This is a genomic window from Blautia sp. AM42-2 (genome assembly GCF_003480245.1).
In the GTDB taxonomy this organism is placed as follows: domain Bacteria; phylum Bacillota; class Clostridia; order Lachnospirales; family Lachnospiraceae; genus Fusicatenibacter; species Fusicatenibacter saccharivorans.
This window is the reverse complement of record NZ_QUIM01000002.1, coordinates 206,833-222,445: the sequence shown is the minus strand read 5'-3', so window position 1 is coordinate 222,445 and position 15,613 is coordinate 206,833. Positions and strand designations below refer to the sequence as shown.

Here is a 15,613-nt window from a genome sequence, read left to right as displayed (position 1 = left end):
TAATTGCGCCCTTAGTAAACTAAGGGGTTTCCGGCTTCTCCCGTTCCAGCAGTTTTTTCAATAGTTCCTGCGTGTCCTGCCTGTGAAAAATGAGTTTCAACAACAGCATGACATCATCATCTGTCAGGCGTTCCGGCTCTTGCAGAAAACTTTCCAGCATACCGCCACGGGTACAGAGCCGGTGCGTTCGTTCCTTTCGGGTAAGCTGCTTTAACTGGTACTGCAATGCCTTTTCATCATTGATGGCTTTCCGCAGTTTCTTTTCGCTTTTCTCCAGCTCCCAGTTGAGTTTTTCCAGCTTTGAGGTCTCAGGCAAGGGCAGCGTCCTCCTTTCCCGGTATCAGCACATAAATCCGGTTTGGTTCTCCCACGCCCTGACGCACCCGCATGATAAGCCCAGCGGTTTCCAGTTCATTCAGAGAACGCTTGACCGTCATGGAGTTGCGGGACAGGACTGTAGCAATGGCTGTGACAGGGAAGCAGACAAACAGGATTCCGTTTTCGTCCTCCTGCCCTTTGGATAGCATAGCGTCCAGCATCCGGCAGTACATGACCTTTGCGGTGCTGCTGACTGGAAATCCTGTCAACGCTATGGGAAATGGCATACACGGCGGCAATGGTGTGTCTATCGTCATAAATTCAAAATTCATTCGGTGTGTTCCTCCTTTTTCTTTGCTCGTTTGGATAAATAACGGGGGCAGTCAACCACAACCGCCCGGAAGCTCTGCCTGCACCCATGCTGGCATTTCCGGCATAATTCGTTGTAAGTGACACGCCCCCGGTCATTGAGGTAAAAGGAAAGCTCATGCTTCCTCTTTTTGCTCATTCTCGGCATATTGCGCTTCCTCCCGTTTTTGTGTATGGTTTCGGGGCGATTTTCGGCAAAATTACGGTCATAGAGCCGCTTAAAATCTCCCGAAGTATCAGCGATAGGGTAGACTATCCCCCTATCAGATTGTCGTGTTTCGGTATCATTTCGGTGTCAGTTCGCCAGTTCTCCCCGGTGTCGTTCCTCCCCTGAATCTCACAGCGGCGTATCGCTCCCTTTGGTACGCTCGTTTCGGTCAGGGTTCCTCCATATCCCTGCCAAAAGTCATGGCGCTACATCGCCGGGGAAGCATATCCCACACAGGCTGGTCATTCGATTGGAATAATCCATCGATGAACTACCTGTATCATAGAACATTTTTGTGCCCTGTGCCGTATATCCACAAAGTAGGAATCAGGGGGAAAATCAGAAATTTCCACGATTGCGGAAAGTGTGATATAATCCAGTTAAACGGCAGAAATAAAACCACCGGAAAGGAGCGTGCGCCCATGAAAGTTGCAACAAGCATACAGGAACGCCTTTGGGAACTCCGCAAAGACAAAGGCTTAAATCTGGAAGAACTATCAAAGCTGACGGGCATTTCTAAATCAGCCCTTGGCAGTTATGAAAAAGAGGATTATAAGGAAATCAATCATGGCAACCTTATCACGCTGGCAGACTTCTATGGGGTTTCCGTCGATTATCTGCTGTGCCGGACAGAGAACAGGGAGCAGATCAACACGCCACTGACGGAGCTGCATTTGAACGATGAGATGGTGGCACTGCTGAAAAGCGGTCGGATTAACAACCGTCTGCTCTGCGAACTTGCCACCCATAAGGACTTTATCAAGTTTCTTGCGGACATTGAGATTTATGTGGACGGGATTGCCACCATGCAAATCCAAAATCTCAACTCCCTTGTTGATACCGTCCGGCATGAAATTATTGAACGGTATCGCCCCGGCGAAGATGACCCGCATTTGAAGGTGCTGCAAGCCGCACATATCAGTGATGATGAGTATTTCAGTCACATGGTTCTGGATGACCTCAACCTGATTATCCGGGATATTCGGGAATTCCACAAAAAGGACAGCGAGAGTGCGCCCCAAACTACCGTTGCCGATGAACTGAAAGAAAATCTGGAAGCGGTCGAAAATTTCAAGGGCAGTCGAGATGAAAAACTGGTTATCCTTTACTGCAAGCAGCTTGGTATCAACTATAAAAACCTGTCAGAAGAAGAATTTCGCTGGTTCATTCGTATTCTCAAAAAATCAAAGAAAATGGGAACGCCTATCAGCCAGAGGAAAAAACGGTAAAGGAAAACCGCTGTTGCATGGTTTGTTGGATTCCATGTAGCAGCGGTTTGTGCTGTGGTTATTATTTCATTCGTTTTCTTAATATTCGGCGATAATTTGTTTCTCCCTTTGGTGCGTCCTGTATAATTTCCAACACACCATCTTCAAGCATTTTATCAATGCGATTGGAAATCCATACATCACTAATTCCAAGTTGATATTTTCCTAAAACATTACCTATGACAATAGCCATTTTGAATTGCTCTGGCTGTTCCGCAATTTCACGAAGAATGAAACTATCATATATATCTTCTGAAACGCTTTGCAATTTACCATTTAACATTGCACGCAAAGGTGCATTTTCATTTTGAAGTTGATTCCATTTCATAGTACAAGCTGAAAGAAATACAGGATTAGCTTTCTCTTGTAGAGTTATATAGTTTCCCCATTCGCCAGGAGAGACCTCGCCCCATGCTATTTTGGATGTCATAGTATTTTCTTTTCCATATTCCCATGTAGGTAACTTAACCAAATAAATTGTTGTCTGGCAGTTTAATGGTTGAAGTTGTTTCATAAGCCAATACATACCACAAAGCTCATCTGGATTATAGCTATACCAAATGCGAATTTCTTCCCCAGCTACATATCGTTCAATCACTGAGGTCAATGTAGTTTTAATTTTCTGTATTTTTTCTTCAACCTGATAATCTAAATCCTCTACAAAGCAGACAGACAGCATTTTCTTGAAAATATTTTTCCGCTGTTCGCCAATTCCATTATCAGAAATATCTCCCACACTAAGAACCATATCAAAACAATAAACATCACTGCTCTTGCCTCCCAATGGAATAGCATTCTCCCAAGCAATGCGTTCTTGTTCCTGTGCTTGAAGCTGTGCCTTTTTCATTTCATCTGAAGATGGAACACTCCCGTCTTCGTGCCTCATAAATATTGAAACAGCACTTCCTCTATACTTTCCCTTGCCGTAAGTTTGGGCAATTTTCAAACTTCCACAGGCACTTTCACCAAATACAATTTCAATCATCTTATATACCTCCGATTTAATTGCTCCCGTTATGAATAAATCATCTCATACAAAACAATTTCTTCTGCCCTGTTGTGAATGTTATTGCAACGCTGCACCCATTCCATTTGTCGGGTACACTTCAATTCCTCTGTCACGCCCTCGGTAGCTTTCATCTGCTCCATGATAGTGTCTAACCGTTTTTGTGCCTGTTCATTCAGGTCTGCAAGATATGTCAACAATTCTCCGGTCAGTATCAATGTATTCAATCTGGCTGGGTGGACTTCTCTTAAATATTCCCGGTGCATTCGTCCGTACTTTCCGATAGGGCGGTGTTCCTCCGGCAGTTTCAAGCCTGGAATGTAGTAATCTCCGACAAGGATATAATCAATTCCGTTTTCCGTTATTCTTGGTTTCAATTCGCTCATGTTCCTTACCTCCTGTGGAAGCAGGCTCGTCTGGTACTAACTCAATCACATCAGTAATCTCACAATTCAGAGTTTCACAGATACGGGCTAATGTATCCATGCTGATGTGCTTTCCCTCTTTGCTCATGTTGGCAATCATATTTGTTGTCATACCAGCAGCAAGCCTTAAATCCTCTTTTCTCATATCACGCTCTAACAGTGTGTGCCAGAGTGGTTTATAGCTGATGTGCATATTGTTTTCCTGCCTTTCTATCCATACCACCGGGGCGGTTGCCCCGGCAGGAACTTTTCTCTTATTATAACACCAATCTTGTGAAATCACAATTTATTCTTGTAGCCTGCCGCTGATACCGTCTGGATTGTGCATTCCCTTTCTTTTTGTTCCCTTTAATTAGCCATGAACTGCTTGATTCCCTGGGACTTGGCTCCGGGATTGTCATTTCCATATCCTTCCAGGAGATTGATAACTCCCCAAACTGCCAGACCAGCTCCGATTGCAACAACCAGAGTCTGTAAAATATTAATTGCGGATGTAAAAAACGCCATAATCTATGTTCTCCTTTCGTAACTGCTGTTTTCATTGTGATTTTTTAACGGTTACTACTCGGAGGGTTCCGCCCTGATGGGCGGTCTTTCATGCTTACGCATATCGCTACCTCCCAAAAGGGCATAAAAAAAGAGCTATGTATGTTTTACGTTACATGCTCTGTGCCTTCATTTTCACTATTTGATTGTTCTTCCAGTTCACTGCCTTCATACATATAAAGGTCGAACTGTTCTTCCGGATCTAACCGGACTTCCATCTGATGTTTCATGTATTCTTCCACATGGAACTCATTCTTTTTATCATAATCGGATAACTGCTTATACCGTTTATGTTTTGTAATATCAAATTTATCACTGTAAAACGGACGGACACCACGAAGCTGTAAAATACACTTGTTGCCGTCCATGACTGCCAGTTCATCCCGGCTCATCAGTTCTTTTCCTGTTTTCTGATAGTTCAGACCATAAGACCTGCTCTGTCCTCTTGTATCAGAAGTGTTATATAAGTCAATGGTTTCCTTACCCAGTGTTTCTGAAATTTCTTTCAGAGTGGTACTTTCCTTACCTCCAAGGAATAACATTGTGTCGCAATTCCCGGTAATGGTTTCGGCTGCATCCTTGTAAATGGTCTTGAGCTGCGACTGGGACTGGAGTATAATAGAAGCAGAAATTTCCCTGCTTCGGATCGTTGCAATCAGCTTATCGAACTTCGGAATCTGACCGATATTTGCGAACTCGTCACAGAGGATTCTTACATGATAAGGCAGTCTTCCATGATGAACGTCATCGGCTCTATCACATAACAGATTGAAAAGCTGACTGTACATCATGGCAACCACAAAGTTAAATGTATCATCCGTATCAGAGATTACAATAAACAATGCAGTTCTTTGATCTCCGATCATATCCAGCTCCATCTCATCATAAGACATAAGCTCCCGCAGTTCCGCAATATCAAAGGGTGCGAGTCTGGCACCACAACTGATTAAAATACTTTTTGCTGTCTTTCCTGCAGCCAGCTTGTATTTTTTATACTGCCTTACTGCAAAATGATTCGGCTCGTCTCTTTCCAGCTCCTCAAATAACAGATCCACTGCATTTTTAAACTCTTCATCTTCTTCCCTGGTTTCACTGGCATTGATAAATTCCAGCAGGGTTGAAAAATTCTGTTCTTCCTCTGGTGCTTCATAATAGATATAACCAATCAAAGCACAATACAGCAGACGTTCCGCTTTTGTCCAGAAATCCTCGGAAGATTTTTCTCCCTCTCCTTTGGTATTTACCATGATCGTATTTACCAGTTTCAGAATATCTTTTTCCGAACAAATGTAATGAAACGGATTATAGTGCATACTTTTGGCAAAGTTGATAGTATTCAGCACCTTGATTTTGTAAGGAGCCATTACCACTCTGCCATTTTTATCACGCAGGATTTTCCCATTTTTATCTTTCTTCGGTGTCCCTCGTGCTAACATCTTACCACATTCTACGATAATTGTCCCCTTGGGATCAGTAACCACAAAGCTCACATTATCCGGCATCTGCATAAGCTGTGGTTTCACATAAAATCTGGTCTTGCCGCTGCCAGATCCCCCGATTACTATGACATTCTTGTTTCTGGCATACTTTGGTTTCTTCGGTCTGCTGTTCATGGTCAGACGTTCCGTTTGTGTCAGCAGAATATTGTTCTCAAAGACCGGATCAATAAAAGGGGCTATATCCTTTTCATTTCCCCATCTGGCAGAACCATATTCTTCTCCCTGGCGAAACTTCTTTCCATTTTTTCCCTTAAAATATACCACTGCCCACACACTGACTGCAGCAATAGTTCCCGCAGCCAGACTTTTCGGTTGTATACTTGGCAGCAACTTTTTAAACGCTAACGGATAGTTCATAAAGAGAACCATCAGCCTGTCCACCACTGTACTGCCTCTGCAATACTGATACAGCCAGGTACATTTATTTACCACATAAAATACAACCACATACGGAATATGCAGAAGAACCTTTTTTATCACTTCTGCGTTCGGGGGACGCACCTGAAATCCTTTCAGTTTTTTCTTTATATTTTTTATCCCACTCATAAGGTCGGCTCCTTCTGTTTTTCTTTCGATTTTTCCCGTTCTCTCTGTTTATCCTGGCTGCGGGCTGCGATTGCCTGCTGTAATTTCTTACGGACAGACGGTTTCTTTGTTTTATTCAATGTCTTTCCGGTAAATTCCCGAAATGCCGCTGTCATCACATCCACATCCCTTGCCTTGAAGAAAACAAAATATCTCGGTGGATCTACGGACTTATCACGTTTCAGGCTAAAATCAATGCCATATTTCTTTGCCACTTTTTCAAAAGCCTTAATGTTGTTGTCTGTAATCTCAATGTTGGAAAGCTGAACATTCTGCTGTGCCAGCTTCTTTAAACTCTGCTTCCCATGATAATCTTTGTCTGGCGGACCCTTTACTTGCTGTTTTCTTGCTTTCTCTGCTTTTTCTTTCTCCATTGCTGCCAGAAAACGCATCATTGCCTGTTTCAATAAGCGGACTGTCACTTTTCCACCGGTAATACACAGGGACACTGTTTTTTCATTCACTTCTTCCTGCATCAATCTGTTCCTTTCTATGATCTTCCAACAAACGGTCTTCCTTTGCTCCTACCCGGATACAGCAGTACAGAACAAAGTTGACTGCTAACACCAGAAGAATCCCCGCAATAATCAATAACTGTCTCATTTTATACCCCTTTCATCATTCAAAAGGGCATCTATGACTTTGCTGCCCATAAATGCCCCTCCATCAACTTTTATTTTCTTTTTTTCGCAATCCAGACTGCTGATACACTGCCTGCCATACCTGCAATCGCAAGCAGAATCCAAATCAGCATGTGTGTATCATCTCCGGTTTTCGGTGTATCTGTTACCTGTGTAGACGGTGTTTTCGGTGTTGGTGTTTCTTCCGGTTTTACCTCATCTTTCATCACTACTTTCTGGATCTCCCCGGTATCCTTCACTGTAAATTTCACATCTTCAGCTACCAGATATCCATCAGGGGCAGACTCTTCACGAAGTGTATACTCCCCAATCGGAAGCATTTCTATGTAATGTGGTTTTTCCTCAGAAGTCCAGCTCTCTACTGTCTTACCGTCCTTGTCAAGAATGGTCAGTTTTGCTCCTGGAAGTTCCTTACCGGAAATATCTGTTTTGGAAATTTTTACCTTGGTCACATCATCTTTCATTTCGATTTTCTGTGACTTTGCAGTATCTTCAACTGTAAACGTGATGCTTTCTGCTGTCACATAACCATCTGCCGGTTTTGTTTCTGTCAGAGTATATTTCTGTCCAACTACCAGTTCTTTGATGACATGGGCTTCTTTACCGGAAGTCCAGGAATCTACAACTTTACCGCTTTCGTCAGTTACCTGTAACTTAGCTCCTTCCAGTTCTTTTCCGTCTGTCAGGGAAGTCTTGGTGATCTCGATTACAGTCGGCTCGTCCTCAAAGGTAAACGCATAAGATACTTTTTCCTTTTCTGCACCTTCATACTCAAACGTGAACTCCTGCGTTTCATCTGTCGTTGCAAATCCAGGTGCCGGTGATGTTTCTTTGATATAATACGCAAAACCAATCGGTAAATCTGCCGTAAAAGTCAGCTTTCCTTCTTTGTCTGTTGCCTGCTCCTCGATCACAGTATCTGCTTCCAGAATCACTTTTCCGTCTGTTCCTGTAATATCCTCTTTGGCACAAAGGGCAAATACCGCACCTTCCAGTACACGATCAGAATCTTTCTCTTTTTTCACAACCTGCACTTCCGCTTTCTGGCGGTTATTCTGCCAGTCAGCAGAATAGGTAACTTCTGCAGTATCCTGATCCCGGTATGTCAGATCAATCTCTCTTGCTTCATCATCCAGAACAAAGCCTTCTACTGTAGCTTTTTCTTTTACATAGTATTTGCCAAGCGGAAGTCCGGATATCTTTGCAATACCGGTATCATCTGTGGTAATGGTTGCCACCAGCTCATCTTTTTTATAATAATCTTCACTTTCTCCGTCAGCAGACTTCACATCTTCTAAAGCGTATACTTCAAAGGTAACATCTTTCAGGCTGCCTATTACATACTGGAATAAATGGCTGATCCAGCCTCCAACAGAATCCAGTGCAGTTACTTTATCCAGAAATTCTCCATTTTTATTGATGATGATCGTTCCTGTCGGCACATCATCTTTCATTTCCACTTTCTGGATTTCCCCGGTATCCTCAATCGTAAAGGTGATCTCCTCTGCTTTGAGGTATCCATAAGGTGCCATCTCTTCTCTGAGAGTATAGGTTTCCCCTACGGTAAGTCGTTCAATCAGATGCTGCTCGCCTTTTACGGATTTCCATGTATCAACTACATTTCCATCTTTGTCCAGAACAGTAAGTGTCGCACCTGACAGTTCCACGCCAGTAGTTAAATCCGACTTGGAAAATACAACCTTTGTAGGCTGGTTCTTAAATACAGAAGATAACTGCACGACTTTAATATTCTGTCCCTGATATTCTGCTTTTACTTCCAGAACTTCATCAGAAGATACATAACCATCTGGTGCTGCCAGTTCTTTGATATAATACTCACCAAATGGCAGATCCTGTGTAAATACAGCCTTTCCATCTTCTCCGGAAACAGCTTTTCCAAGAAGTGTGTCAGCTTTCACAATCACAGTTCCATGAGCTTCCATGTCATTCTTCGCATAAAGTCCAAATTCTGCCCCTGCAACTGCTTTTTCTGTATCAGCATCCTGTTTTACCACTGAAATTTCTACTTTCTGACGTTCATTCTCAAAAGTAGCTGTCTGCTCAATGACAGGTGTTTCCTGATCTTTGTAAGAGAAAGTAATGGTCTGTGCTTCACTGTTTAAAACAAATCCATCCGGAGCTGTCTTTTCTACAATCTTATAACTTCCAAGCGGCAGATTTTTCAGGACTGCTTTCCCGTCTTTATCCGTTGTAACCGTTTTTACCAGTGTTCCGGCAGCATATTCCAGAATACGGTTTCCATTATCATCTTTCTGGAAATCTGCAGTATAGATGTCCTCGGCAGCGTAAATCTCAAACTCTGCCCCTTCCAGATTTTCTGTCTGATATGTAAAATCATCCTTGAATCCGTCCAGAACTTCGCCTTTTTTCACAATAGTCAGTTCTCCCTTAACTGGATGGTTCTCATAAACAGCTTCAATGATCACATCCCCGGAAGTTCCATCCATCTGGTATGCAGTATTGGAATCTACGGTTACCTCATAGTAATTTTCATTCAAAGTATATCCATAAGGTGCATTTACTTCCTCAATGCGATAATGTCCGATTTTAAGATTCTGCGGAAGAATCAAATATCCCTGCTCATCTGTAAAATAGGATTTATGTTTTACCGTAGTCGGATAAGTTGTTACCTGCTCCACATATTTCTCAGTGTACATGTTGAAAATCTTGAACTCTGTATTCTTCTGAAGCACTGCCTTTTTCGTCTCATCATCCTGTTTGATGATTTTCAGTTTCGCTTCAAACTCGTCATCCAGAAGCACTCTCCATGTCTGTGGCTGGTTCGGGTTGTTCTCAGTGATACGCACTGTAAAATCATCTACCGGAGTGTAATTATGAGGTGTCGTGGTTTCACGCACAATATAAGTTCCATAAGGAATCGCAATACTGCAGGCATAACCTTTTTCATCTGTAAAGATTTCTGTTGCTCCGTTTTCCCCGATCACTACCGGTTTTGCAGAATCAAAATCATAGCTTCCATCCTCTTTTACTTTCAGGGAAGATACCAGATAAGCGGTAAATCCTGCCCCTTTCAGTAAGTCGGCATCGGTCTTTCCGTTATTTGCTGCCTTGATAATCTGGAATGGCTGTTTCATTACCTGCTCCAGAGACAGACAGTCACGTTTTACTTCTGCTACAAGATCTCCTTCGTAATTGCAGACCAGATCATGTTCTTCTTCATCTGCCAGATAACCAGTTGGAGGAGTAATCTCTTTCACATAGTAATTCCCAAGATATAATCCATCCACAGAAGCCTGTCCATTCTCATCTGTCGTAAGAGTGGCAACCTGTTCTCCTGCTTTATAAATCACGCCAGTAACACCATCCGGATGCACAATATCCTCACGAGCATACAGTCCATATACTGCTTTTTCCAGAGTGGCATCGCCCTGTGAAACTGCCTTTTTGGTTTCTTTATCCTGCTTCTGCAGAGAAATCTTAGCTGTCACACGTTCATTTTTGAATGTATGCTTGAATGTCTGTTTTGCTTCTTTATCATTCGTATAAGAGAAAGCAAACGTATAAACATCATCTATGTTTCTCACATACCCTTCCGGTGCCTGCACTTCTTTCACATCATAAGAAAATCCAAGCGGCAGGTCTGCTGTAAACTTCGTTGTTCCGTCTGCTCCTGTTGTCGCTTTCTGGATCAGTGTCCCTTTCTTTACAATGACGGTTCCATCCACGTTGGTAATGTCACTTGCAGCATAAAGTCCAAAGATTCCTCCAGCTAGAGGATTTTCTGTATCTTTATCCTGTTTTGTTACCATTACTTCTACTTTCTGTCTGTCATTAGTAAAGGTTGTCTCAGTGAAAACAACATTCACATTCTGTCCTGCATAGGATAATGTTACTGTCTTTTCCTCTCCGGCATTATAGAATCCTGTCGGAGCCTGTTTCTCTTTTACGATATATGTACCAAGATACAGATTTTTAAGAACGGTAGCTCCGTTTGTATCTGTTGTCAGATTCTCTTTTACTAGATCACCCTTGCTGTAAACTTTTGTACCATAAGCAGTTTTAATATCTGCTCCAGCATACACATCATAAACAGCACCACTCTGTCTGCGTTTCTCATATTTAAATGTTGTTCCATTTTCTGTTACATCAGCACCAACCAGAACCTCACCTTCTTTATAAACGGTAAGCTGTCCCATCTGTTCTTCATCTGGAACCGTAACGGTTGTGGTCTTGCTGACCTCCAGTTTCACATTGTAAGCTGTTGCATTGATACGATATCCGCTTGGAGCTGTAATCTCTTTCAGATATACGGTATCCTGTGTCTTGGTGATCTGTACGGATGCTTCACCGTTTTCATCCGTCGCAGGTAACTTTGTGATCAGTTTGGTACATTCAGCATCACTGTATAATCCAAACACAGCACCAGACAGCTTTGCGTCTGACTTGGCATCTTTCTTGATTACCTTTACACTTGCCTGCTGTACCCAGGATATTTTAAAATCTACATATTTCTCATCATCAACGCCTTCGCCAAATACCAGAGCCAGATCCTGGTTTCCGGAACCTGTTGAAATTTTGTATGCAGAATAATCTTTGGTAATGCTTCCTTTCATGGTTGCAGACCAGCTTCCTGCCACATCACTCACCTGTGTTAATGGTGCAGACAGATAAAACTTTGTACCACCACAAATTTCCACACTTTCTCCGGCTTTACTTGTTTTACCTGTTGTCAGGTTATGAAGCTGTACACCTGCCGGAAGTTTCATGGTAATGGTCTGTAACGCATCCGCATTAAATGTAATATCCTTTGTTCTCTGACTGTTGCCATCCACATAGGCTTTTACATCTGCATCCGAAAAGGACATTGCCACATCTGGAATTTCCGGCTGTGAAATACAGTAATTATAGAGTTTCATTGCCAGATTCTGTGCTGTACTGTTTGCACCTGAAAAAGCATCCCCACTTCCATTTGCATAAGATGCTGCCAGATGTACCAAGATAAATCTGGCTCCTGTACTTAAATTGCCATATCCGTTTTCTTCTGTAAAAAAACCATCATCACCGGAAGCCTTTGTGCCGTAATAGCACACTTTCGCAAGTGCTTTCCCATCACCAACTTTATTGATCGTATAGGTTCCACTTCCTGGCCCTGGTTTGGATGGCTGCACACAGTATGCCGTGGCAGATATATTACCGAATTTTACAGTGTACTGATAAGTCAGATAGGTTCCATATCCATAATCTGCATATCGGTATTCTGCCCCTCTGGTCACAGAAACCTGCTGTGAACTTCTGGCATTGCCTGCCGCAGCCATAAAGGTTACTGTTTCTCCGGCTTCCATTACATACAGATCAATGCCATTACCCTCTGCCTGTTCCAGTACTTCTGAAACGGTTAATTCAGATTCCAAATCTGTTGTGTTTTCAGAATTTTGTGTTTCCCGGTGCGACTCCGAATCCTCCTCGCTCTGCTCCGTATCCCTAGTATCATCCTCAACATTCACTGTACTGTCCGAAGAACGCTCTGACTGCATTTCTGTTTCCGGTTCTTTCACTGTAATATTTCTGCTGATTCTATAAGCAGGATGACCGCTGACTGGTTTTACTGCATAGACAGCTTTGTAAGTATCCGGTGTATGTGTGTCAAAATCTGTACCAGTTTCGTTCTTTGCTTCATGGAATAAAATCTTGATTTTGCTTTCATCTACACCTTCAATTCCCGACAGATCAACTTCTACATCAAATTCCTGCCCGTAAGAAAGTTCAATATCATTTGCCTTTACGATTTCATCCGGATCAAGGGAATCTTGAACATCTTTTAATTCTGCATACTGCTGTTCAAATGGTATTTCTTCCGGTTCTAATTCAGAAGCCGAAACTGCTACTGGCTGAATAATGACAGAAGCCAGTGTTGCGACTGCCATAAATCCGGACAAGAATCTTTTGAATCTCATTTTCATTTTGACTGAATCCTCTCTTTCTTCTATTATCTGCTCTGTTTTCATGCAGGCTCACACCTACATTATTCAATCATTGGAACCACCTCCCACATCTTATTGCTGATACAGAAATAACTCTGATAACAGCACATTCATATGGCAGTGCCTTTTTTGAAACACCGCCACATGGTATCTGCTGTCATCCTGTAAAACAGGAATGACACTCAGGTAAAGTTCAGGATCAAGCATTAAGCCGCAAGAGGTAATTCGTAATAGTTCCTGCAAAGGGTGCCTCCCATCTGTATCCCTTCACGTTTTCACCGGATTCCCGCCGCAAAAATGCGTAGCTGAAAAATTCCGGGTATCCTCTCGCTGCTGGTATGAAATTGTCAAGGTGCAATTTTTAAGGGGATTTATCTTCTTGAATTGCAAATAGACATTTGCCCCTTCACTAACTGCATGTGTGAAAGGGCAAAAATTAACCTGTTTGAAAAATTTTTTAGATATTTTTATTTCAACATTGTTTTATGTGTTTTCCAGTTGTTCTTTTAATTTCTCCAATACTTTCTTCCTCCGGTTTCTGATCGTCTTTGGGCAGCACCCAAAATACTGTGCTGTTTCTTTTACTGTAAATTCTTCAAAAAACAATAGCGTTATCAGTTCCGCATCCTCTTTAGTCAAATATCCCAGAGCTTCTTCCAGTTCCTGTATTTCTGACAATCCGATAATGATTTCTTCCGGTGATAATACCGAAAAAGAGCAGTCATAGCCTTTTTCCTGTAATTCCTCCATACTACATACTCCATGCCTCTGCATTTTTTCAACCTGGTATCGCTCTTTTCTTCCAGCCTGATACCAAGCCAGATATACTGCCCTGGTAACTTCCACAAGCGTATCATTTACACGCAGCATATAGCGTTGTCTTTCTTTTGGCTTTTTACCAGGCATACTTCCAGTCTCCTTTTTTCAATACTCTGGCAGAGTCATCCGAATTATTCCGCATTTTCTGCATTGCCTGTGAAATGCACTTTGATACTGCCGGAACTGTAATACCCAGTTCATGCGAGACTTCTTTTTGTGTCTGCTGCTGAAAATAAATACGCTGGATCATCTGTCTCTGTCGCTCTGTCAACAGATTCATCAACTCCCTGACTGTTTCCTCTGCAATGATTCTTTCAAGCAGACATTGTCCTTTATCTGCCACTTCGCACCATTCTTCGGAAATACAGCTATACGAAATGCAATTATTATGTTCTCGTGTTTCCCTGTTTCTCCACAGCCTGTCTTCGCCTTCTAATATCAGCCTTACATACCAGGGTTGATCATCAAAAAAATTCTCCTCAACAACTGCTATTTTTCTTTCTGCTTCATACACATAATCTCGACAGGTAAATAACGGAAAAACCGTTGCATAGTCCCCCACACAATAGAGAACATATCCGGTCTGATATGCGATAATTTCCGCACAATCCATCAACCTTTGCTTCGCAACTGCTACATCGTTTTCTCTTAAATATTTAGCGGACGGAACCTTTCTTCTTTCTTCCCTGTTACTTACAACCTGTTTCAATTCCTGCAATGTAAGCATAATTACCACCTTTCTGCCTGCTGGCAACAGGTGCCCATCGGCAGAAAGGATAGGATTTTTACTGATCAACTGACAAAAAGGACAGTAAAAAACAGCTTCCGGTACACCCGTTTTTTTTAACGAGAGCCTGAAACTTCCTTACTGCCCTTTCTAATAGTTACAATATTCTCTACTTTATTTTCCGTCTGATGCCAGGATCAGACTTCTTGGCATTTCTTTCTGCTTTTATGTTCTTTTCATTTTCCATCAAAACAGAATAGTCTCCCATTGCATCATAAGGACACTGCCTCCGATAAAGCAAATTTTCTTCTCTGGTCATCAATCCTATCTCCCTTCTTTATCTCTCTGTTTTCCATTTTAACAACACAGGATTCTATTATCCTTAGCATATATGGGGAGTTTTTTTATTTTGCACCCCATATATGGTGAAATTTCACCTGTATTCATTAAAACTGTCTATCAGAGAATCTATGGTCTGCATGATAATTTTCTGCTCTTTCCATTCCAGCTTCTGAATCTGGTAAAGCACTTCCTGAACTGATTCCTGCCTTTCTGTATCACCTTCCTCTTTCCCCAGCAGGATATTGGCATCTGTTTCCAATATCTCAATCATCTTCCTGAAAATCTCAACAGACATTGCCGTTTGCCCGCCTTCAATCCTGCTGACCGTATTGACACTGATACCTGCTTTTTCCGCAAAAGATTCCTGTGACAACTTCATTTCCTGTCTGCGTTTTCTGATCCGTTCTCCCAATTCAATAAGTTCTGTGGAAATTGCACGATTGCTCAATACGGTGTCTCCTTTCCTGCAATTTGTTCCAACTTTACGCCATTGTGTCGCAAAGTTTCTCGAAAAAAAACAGCTAATTTTTGTCTTAGCTGCTTTTCAAAAAATCTATTTCATTTTATTCTTGGTATTTTATGTATCCCTGTAAGAAGTGTAATCAGAAAAACGCAGAGATAAATGATCGCCTGTCCAACCATTGCAAGAAGAATGATGCTTCCGATCAATCCTCCGATCAGAAGATTCATTGTCCATACTGCCAGTGTTCCTCCGAGGTCAAAGCCTCTTGGAACCATCCAGACACACATTTTTCCAATTCCAAACGGTATCCCCATCAGAAGTAACAGCAAGAAATAATTGCACTCCCCATCCTGGATACAAAACGGTCTTAATACTGCAAACAATACCGTAATCACCAGCACTGGTGCTATCACTTTTTTAATCATCTTCTTCAT

17 protein-coding genes are annotated in these 15,613 nt (G+C 42.1%); 1 reads left to right on the top strand and 16 read right to left on the bottom strand.

The features are described from left to right. Positions 1 to 19 precede the first annotated feature (19 nt). The 3 genes from DW915_RS04115 to DW915_RS04105 are packed head-to-tail and all read right to left on the bottom strand — an operon-like array spanning position 20 to position 835. A complete protein-coding gene (locus DW915_RS04115; RefSeq protein WP_002592121.1) occupies positions 20 to 316 on the bottom strand; it encodes a DUF3847 domain-containing protein in 297 nt (98 codons plus the stop codon). Continuing rightward, on the bottom strand, positions 309 to 650 hold the full coding sequence (locus DW915_RS04110; RefSeq protein ID WP_002595108.1) for a hypothetical protein: 342 nt from the start codon (positions 648 to 650) through the stop codon (positions 309 to 311). The genes DW915_RS04115 and DW915_RS04110 overlap by 8 nt, the downstream gene beginning before the upstream one ends. Beyond that, positions 647 to 835, bottom strand: a complete 189-nt coding sequence (locus DW915_RS04105) for a hypothetical protein (protein ID WP_002592123.1) — start codon at positions 833 to 835, stop codon at positions 647 to 649. The genes DW915_RS04110 and DW915_RS04105 overlap by 4 nt, the downstream gene beginning before the upstream one ends. A gap of 482 nt (positions 836 to 1,317) precedes the next feature. On the opposite strand from DW915_RS04105, the gene DW915_RS04095 reads away from it, so the two are divergent. Then, on the top strand, positions 1,318 to 2,124 hold the full coding sequence (locus DW915_RS04095) for a helix-turn-helix domain-containing protein (protein WP_008372835.1): 807 nt from the start codon (positions 1,318 to 1,320) through the stop codon (positions 2,122 to 2,124). Between the two features lie 61 nt (positions 2,125 to 2,185). Here DW915_RS04095 and DW915_RS04090 read toward each other — a convergent pair whose 3' ends face one another. The 13 genes from DW915_RS04090 to DW915_RS04040 form a co-directional block, all read right to left on the bottom strand. After that, positions 2,186 to 3,148 carry a DUF3658 domain-containing protein gene (locus DW915_RS04090; protein ID WP_005601707.1) on the bottom strand — a complete coding sequence of 321 codons (963 nt, stop codon included), beginning with the start codon at positions 3,146 to 3,148 and terminating at the stop codon, positions 2,186 to 2,188. 29 nt (positions 3,149 to 3,177) lie between these two features. Beyond that, positions 3,178 to 3,555, bottom strand: coding sequence for a TnpV protein (locus tag DW915_RS04085; RefSeq protein ID WP_005335912.1), 378 nt, complete (start codon positions 3,553 to 3,555; stop codon positions 3,178 to 3,180). Then, on the bottom strand, positions 3,515 to 3,787 hold the full coding sequence (locus tag DW915_RS04080; protein WP_002593556.1) for a helix-turn-helix domain-containing protein: 273 nt from the start codon (positions 3,785 to 3,787) through the stop codon (positions 3,515 to 3,517). The genes DW915_RS04085 and DW915_RS04080 overlap by 41 nt, the downstream gene beginning before the upstream one ends. A 155-nt stretch (positions 3,788 to 3,942) precedes the next feature. After that, complete coding sequence (locus DW915_RS04075; protein WP_002595213.1) at positions 3,943 to 4,101, bottom strand: Maff2 family mobile element protein; 159 nt, start codon at positions 4,099 to 4,101, stop codon at positions 3,943 to 3,945. 146 nt (positions 4,102 to 4,247) lie between these two features. Further along, on the bottom strand, positions 4,248 to 6,185 hold the full coding sequence (locus DW915_RS04070) for a VirD4-like conjugal transfer protein, CD1115 family (RefSeq protein ID WP_118741644.1): 1,938 nt from the start codon (positions 6,183 to 6,185) through the stop codon (positions 4,248 to 4,250). After that, the gene (locus DW915_RS04065) at positions 6,182 to 6,700 is read right to left on the bottom strand and encodes a PcfB family protein (protein ID WP_015543447.1); all 519 of its coding nucleotides are present in this window, start codon (positions 6,698 to 6,700) and stop codon (positions 6,182 to 6,184) included. Before DW915_RS04065 ends, DW915_RS04070 begins: the two co-directional genes overlap by 4 nt. Continuing rightward, positions 6,681 to 6,827 (bottom strand): hypothetical protein, encoded by a 147-nt coding sequence (locus DW915_RS15880; protein ID WP_015543446.1) that lies wholly within the window; start codon positions 6,825 to 6,827, stop codon positions 6,681 to 6,683. Before DW915_RS15880 ends, DW915_RS04065 begins: the two co-directional genes overlap by 20 nt. 70 nt (positions 6,828 to 6,897) lie before the next feature. Continuing rightward, positions 6,898 to 12,807 (bottom strand): SpaA isopeptide-forming pilin-related protein, encoded by a 5,910-nt coding sequence (locus tag DW915_RS04060; protein ID WP_118741723.1) that lies wholly within the window; start codon positions 12,805 to 12,807, stop codon positions 6,898 to 6,900. A gap of 504 nt (positions 12,808 to 13,311) precedes the next feature. Beyond that, on the bottom strand, positions 13,312 to 13,734 hold the full coding sequence (locus tag DW915_RS04055) for an RNA polymerase sigma factor (protein ID WP_118741643.1): 423 nt from the start codon (positions 13,732 to 13,734) through the stop codon (positions 13,312 to 13,314). Beyond that, on the bottom strand, positions 13,724 to 14,374 hold the full coding sequence (locus tag DW915_RS04050) for a sigma factor-like helix-turn-helix DNA-binding protein (protein ID WP_118741642.1): 651 nt from the start codon (positions 14,372 to 14,374) through the stop codon (positions 13,724 to 13,726). The genes DW915_RS04055 and DW915_RS04050 overlap by 11 nt, the downstream gene beginning before the upstream one ends. 169 nt (positions 14,375 to 14,543) lie before the next feature. After that, the gene (locus DW915_RS15875; RefSeq protein ID WP_015543441.1) at positions 14,544 to 14,693 is read right to left on the bottom strand and encodes a hypothetical protein; all 150 of its coding nucleotides are present in this window, start codon (positions 14,691 to 14,693) and stop codon (positions 14,544 to 14,546) included. A gap of 114 nt (positions 14,694 to 14,807) precedes the next feature. Further along, entirely contained in the window at positions 14,808 to 15,164 is a 357-nt protein-coding gene (locus tag DW915_RS04045) for a helix-turn-helix domain-containing protein (protein ID WP_118741641.1), read from the bottom strand. Positions 15,165 to 15,274: 110 nt separating this feature from the next. Next, the gene (locus tag DW915_RS04040) at positions 15,275 to 15,613 is read right to left on the bottom strand and encodes a DUF6050 family protein (protein ID WP_118367359.1); all 339 of its coding nucleotides are present in this window, start codon (positions 15,611 to 15,613) and stop codon (positions 15,275 to 15,277) included.

Excerpts from the sequence above, each read along its gene's own strand:
- DW915_RS04090 (WP_005601707.1), bottom strand. The coding sequence starts at position 3,148 with ATGATTGAAATTGTATTTGGTGAAAGTGCCTGTGGAAGTTTGAAAATT.
- DW915_RS04050 (WP_118741642.1), bottom strand. The coding sequence starts at position 14,374 with ATGCTTACATTGCAGGAATTGAAACAGGTTGTAAGTAACAGGGAAGAA.
- DW915_RS04085 (WP_005335912.1), bottom strand. The coding sequence starts at position 3,555 with ATGAGCGAATTGAAACCAAGAATAACGGAAAACGGAATTGATTATATC.
- DW915_RS15875 (WP_015543441.1), bottom strand. The coding sequence starts at position 14,693 with ATGACCAGAGAAGAAAATTTGCTTTATCGGAGGCAGTGTCCTTATGAT.
- DW915_RS04060 (WP_118741723.1), bottom strand. The coding sequence starts at position 12,807 with ATGAAAATGAGATTCAAAAGATTCTTGTCCGGATTTATGGCAGTCGCA.
- DW915_RS15880 (WP_015543446.1), bottom strand. The coding sequence starts at position 6,827 with ATGAGACAGTTATTGATTATTGCGGGGATTCTTCTGGTGTTAGCAGTC.
- DW915_RS04095 (WP_008372835.1), top strand. The coding sequence starts at position 1,318 with ATGAAAGTTGCAACAAGCATACAGGAACGCCTTTGGGAACTCCGCAAA.
- DW915_RS04105 (WP_002592123.1), bottom strand. The coding sequence starts at position 835 with ATGCCGAGAATGAGCAAAAAGAGGAAGCATGAGCTTTCCTTTTACCTC.
- DW915_RS04075 (WP_002595213.1), bottom strand. The coding sequence starts at position 4,101 with ATGGCGTTTTTTACATCCGCAATTAATATTTTACAGACTCTGGTTGTT.
- DW915_RS04110 (WP_002595108.1), bottom strand. The coding sequence starts at position 650 with ATGAATTTTGAATTTATGACGATAGACACACCATTGCCGCCGTGTATG.
- DW915_RS04070 (WP_118741644.1), bottom strand. The coding sequence starts at position 6,185 with ATGAGTGGGATAAAAAATATAAAGAAAAAACTGAAAGGATTTCAGGTG.
- DW915_RS04055 (WP_118741643.1), bottom strand. The coding sequence starts at position 13,734 with ATGCCTGGTAAAAAGCCAAAAGAAAGACAACGCTATATGCTGCGTGTA.
- DW915_RS04065 (WP_015543447.1), bottom strand. The coding sequence starts at position 6,700 with ATGCAGGAAGAAGTGAATGAAAAAACAGTGTCCCTGTGTATTACCGGT.
- DW915_RS04080 (WP_002593556.1), bottom strand. The coding sequence starts at position 3,787 with ATGCACATCAGCTATAAACCACTCTGGCACACACTGTTAGAGCGTGAT.
- DW915_RS04040 (WP_118367359.1), bottom strand. The coding sequence starts at position 15,613 with ATGAAGAAGATGATTAAAAAAGTGATAGCACCAGTGCTGGTGATTACG.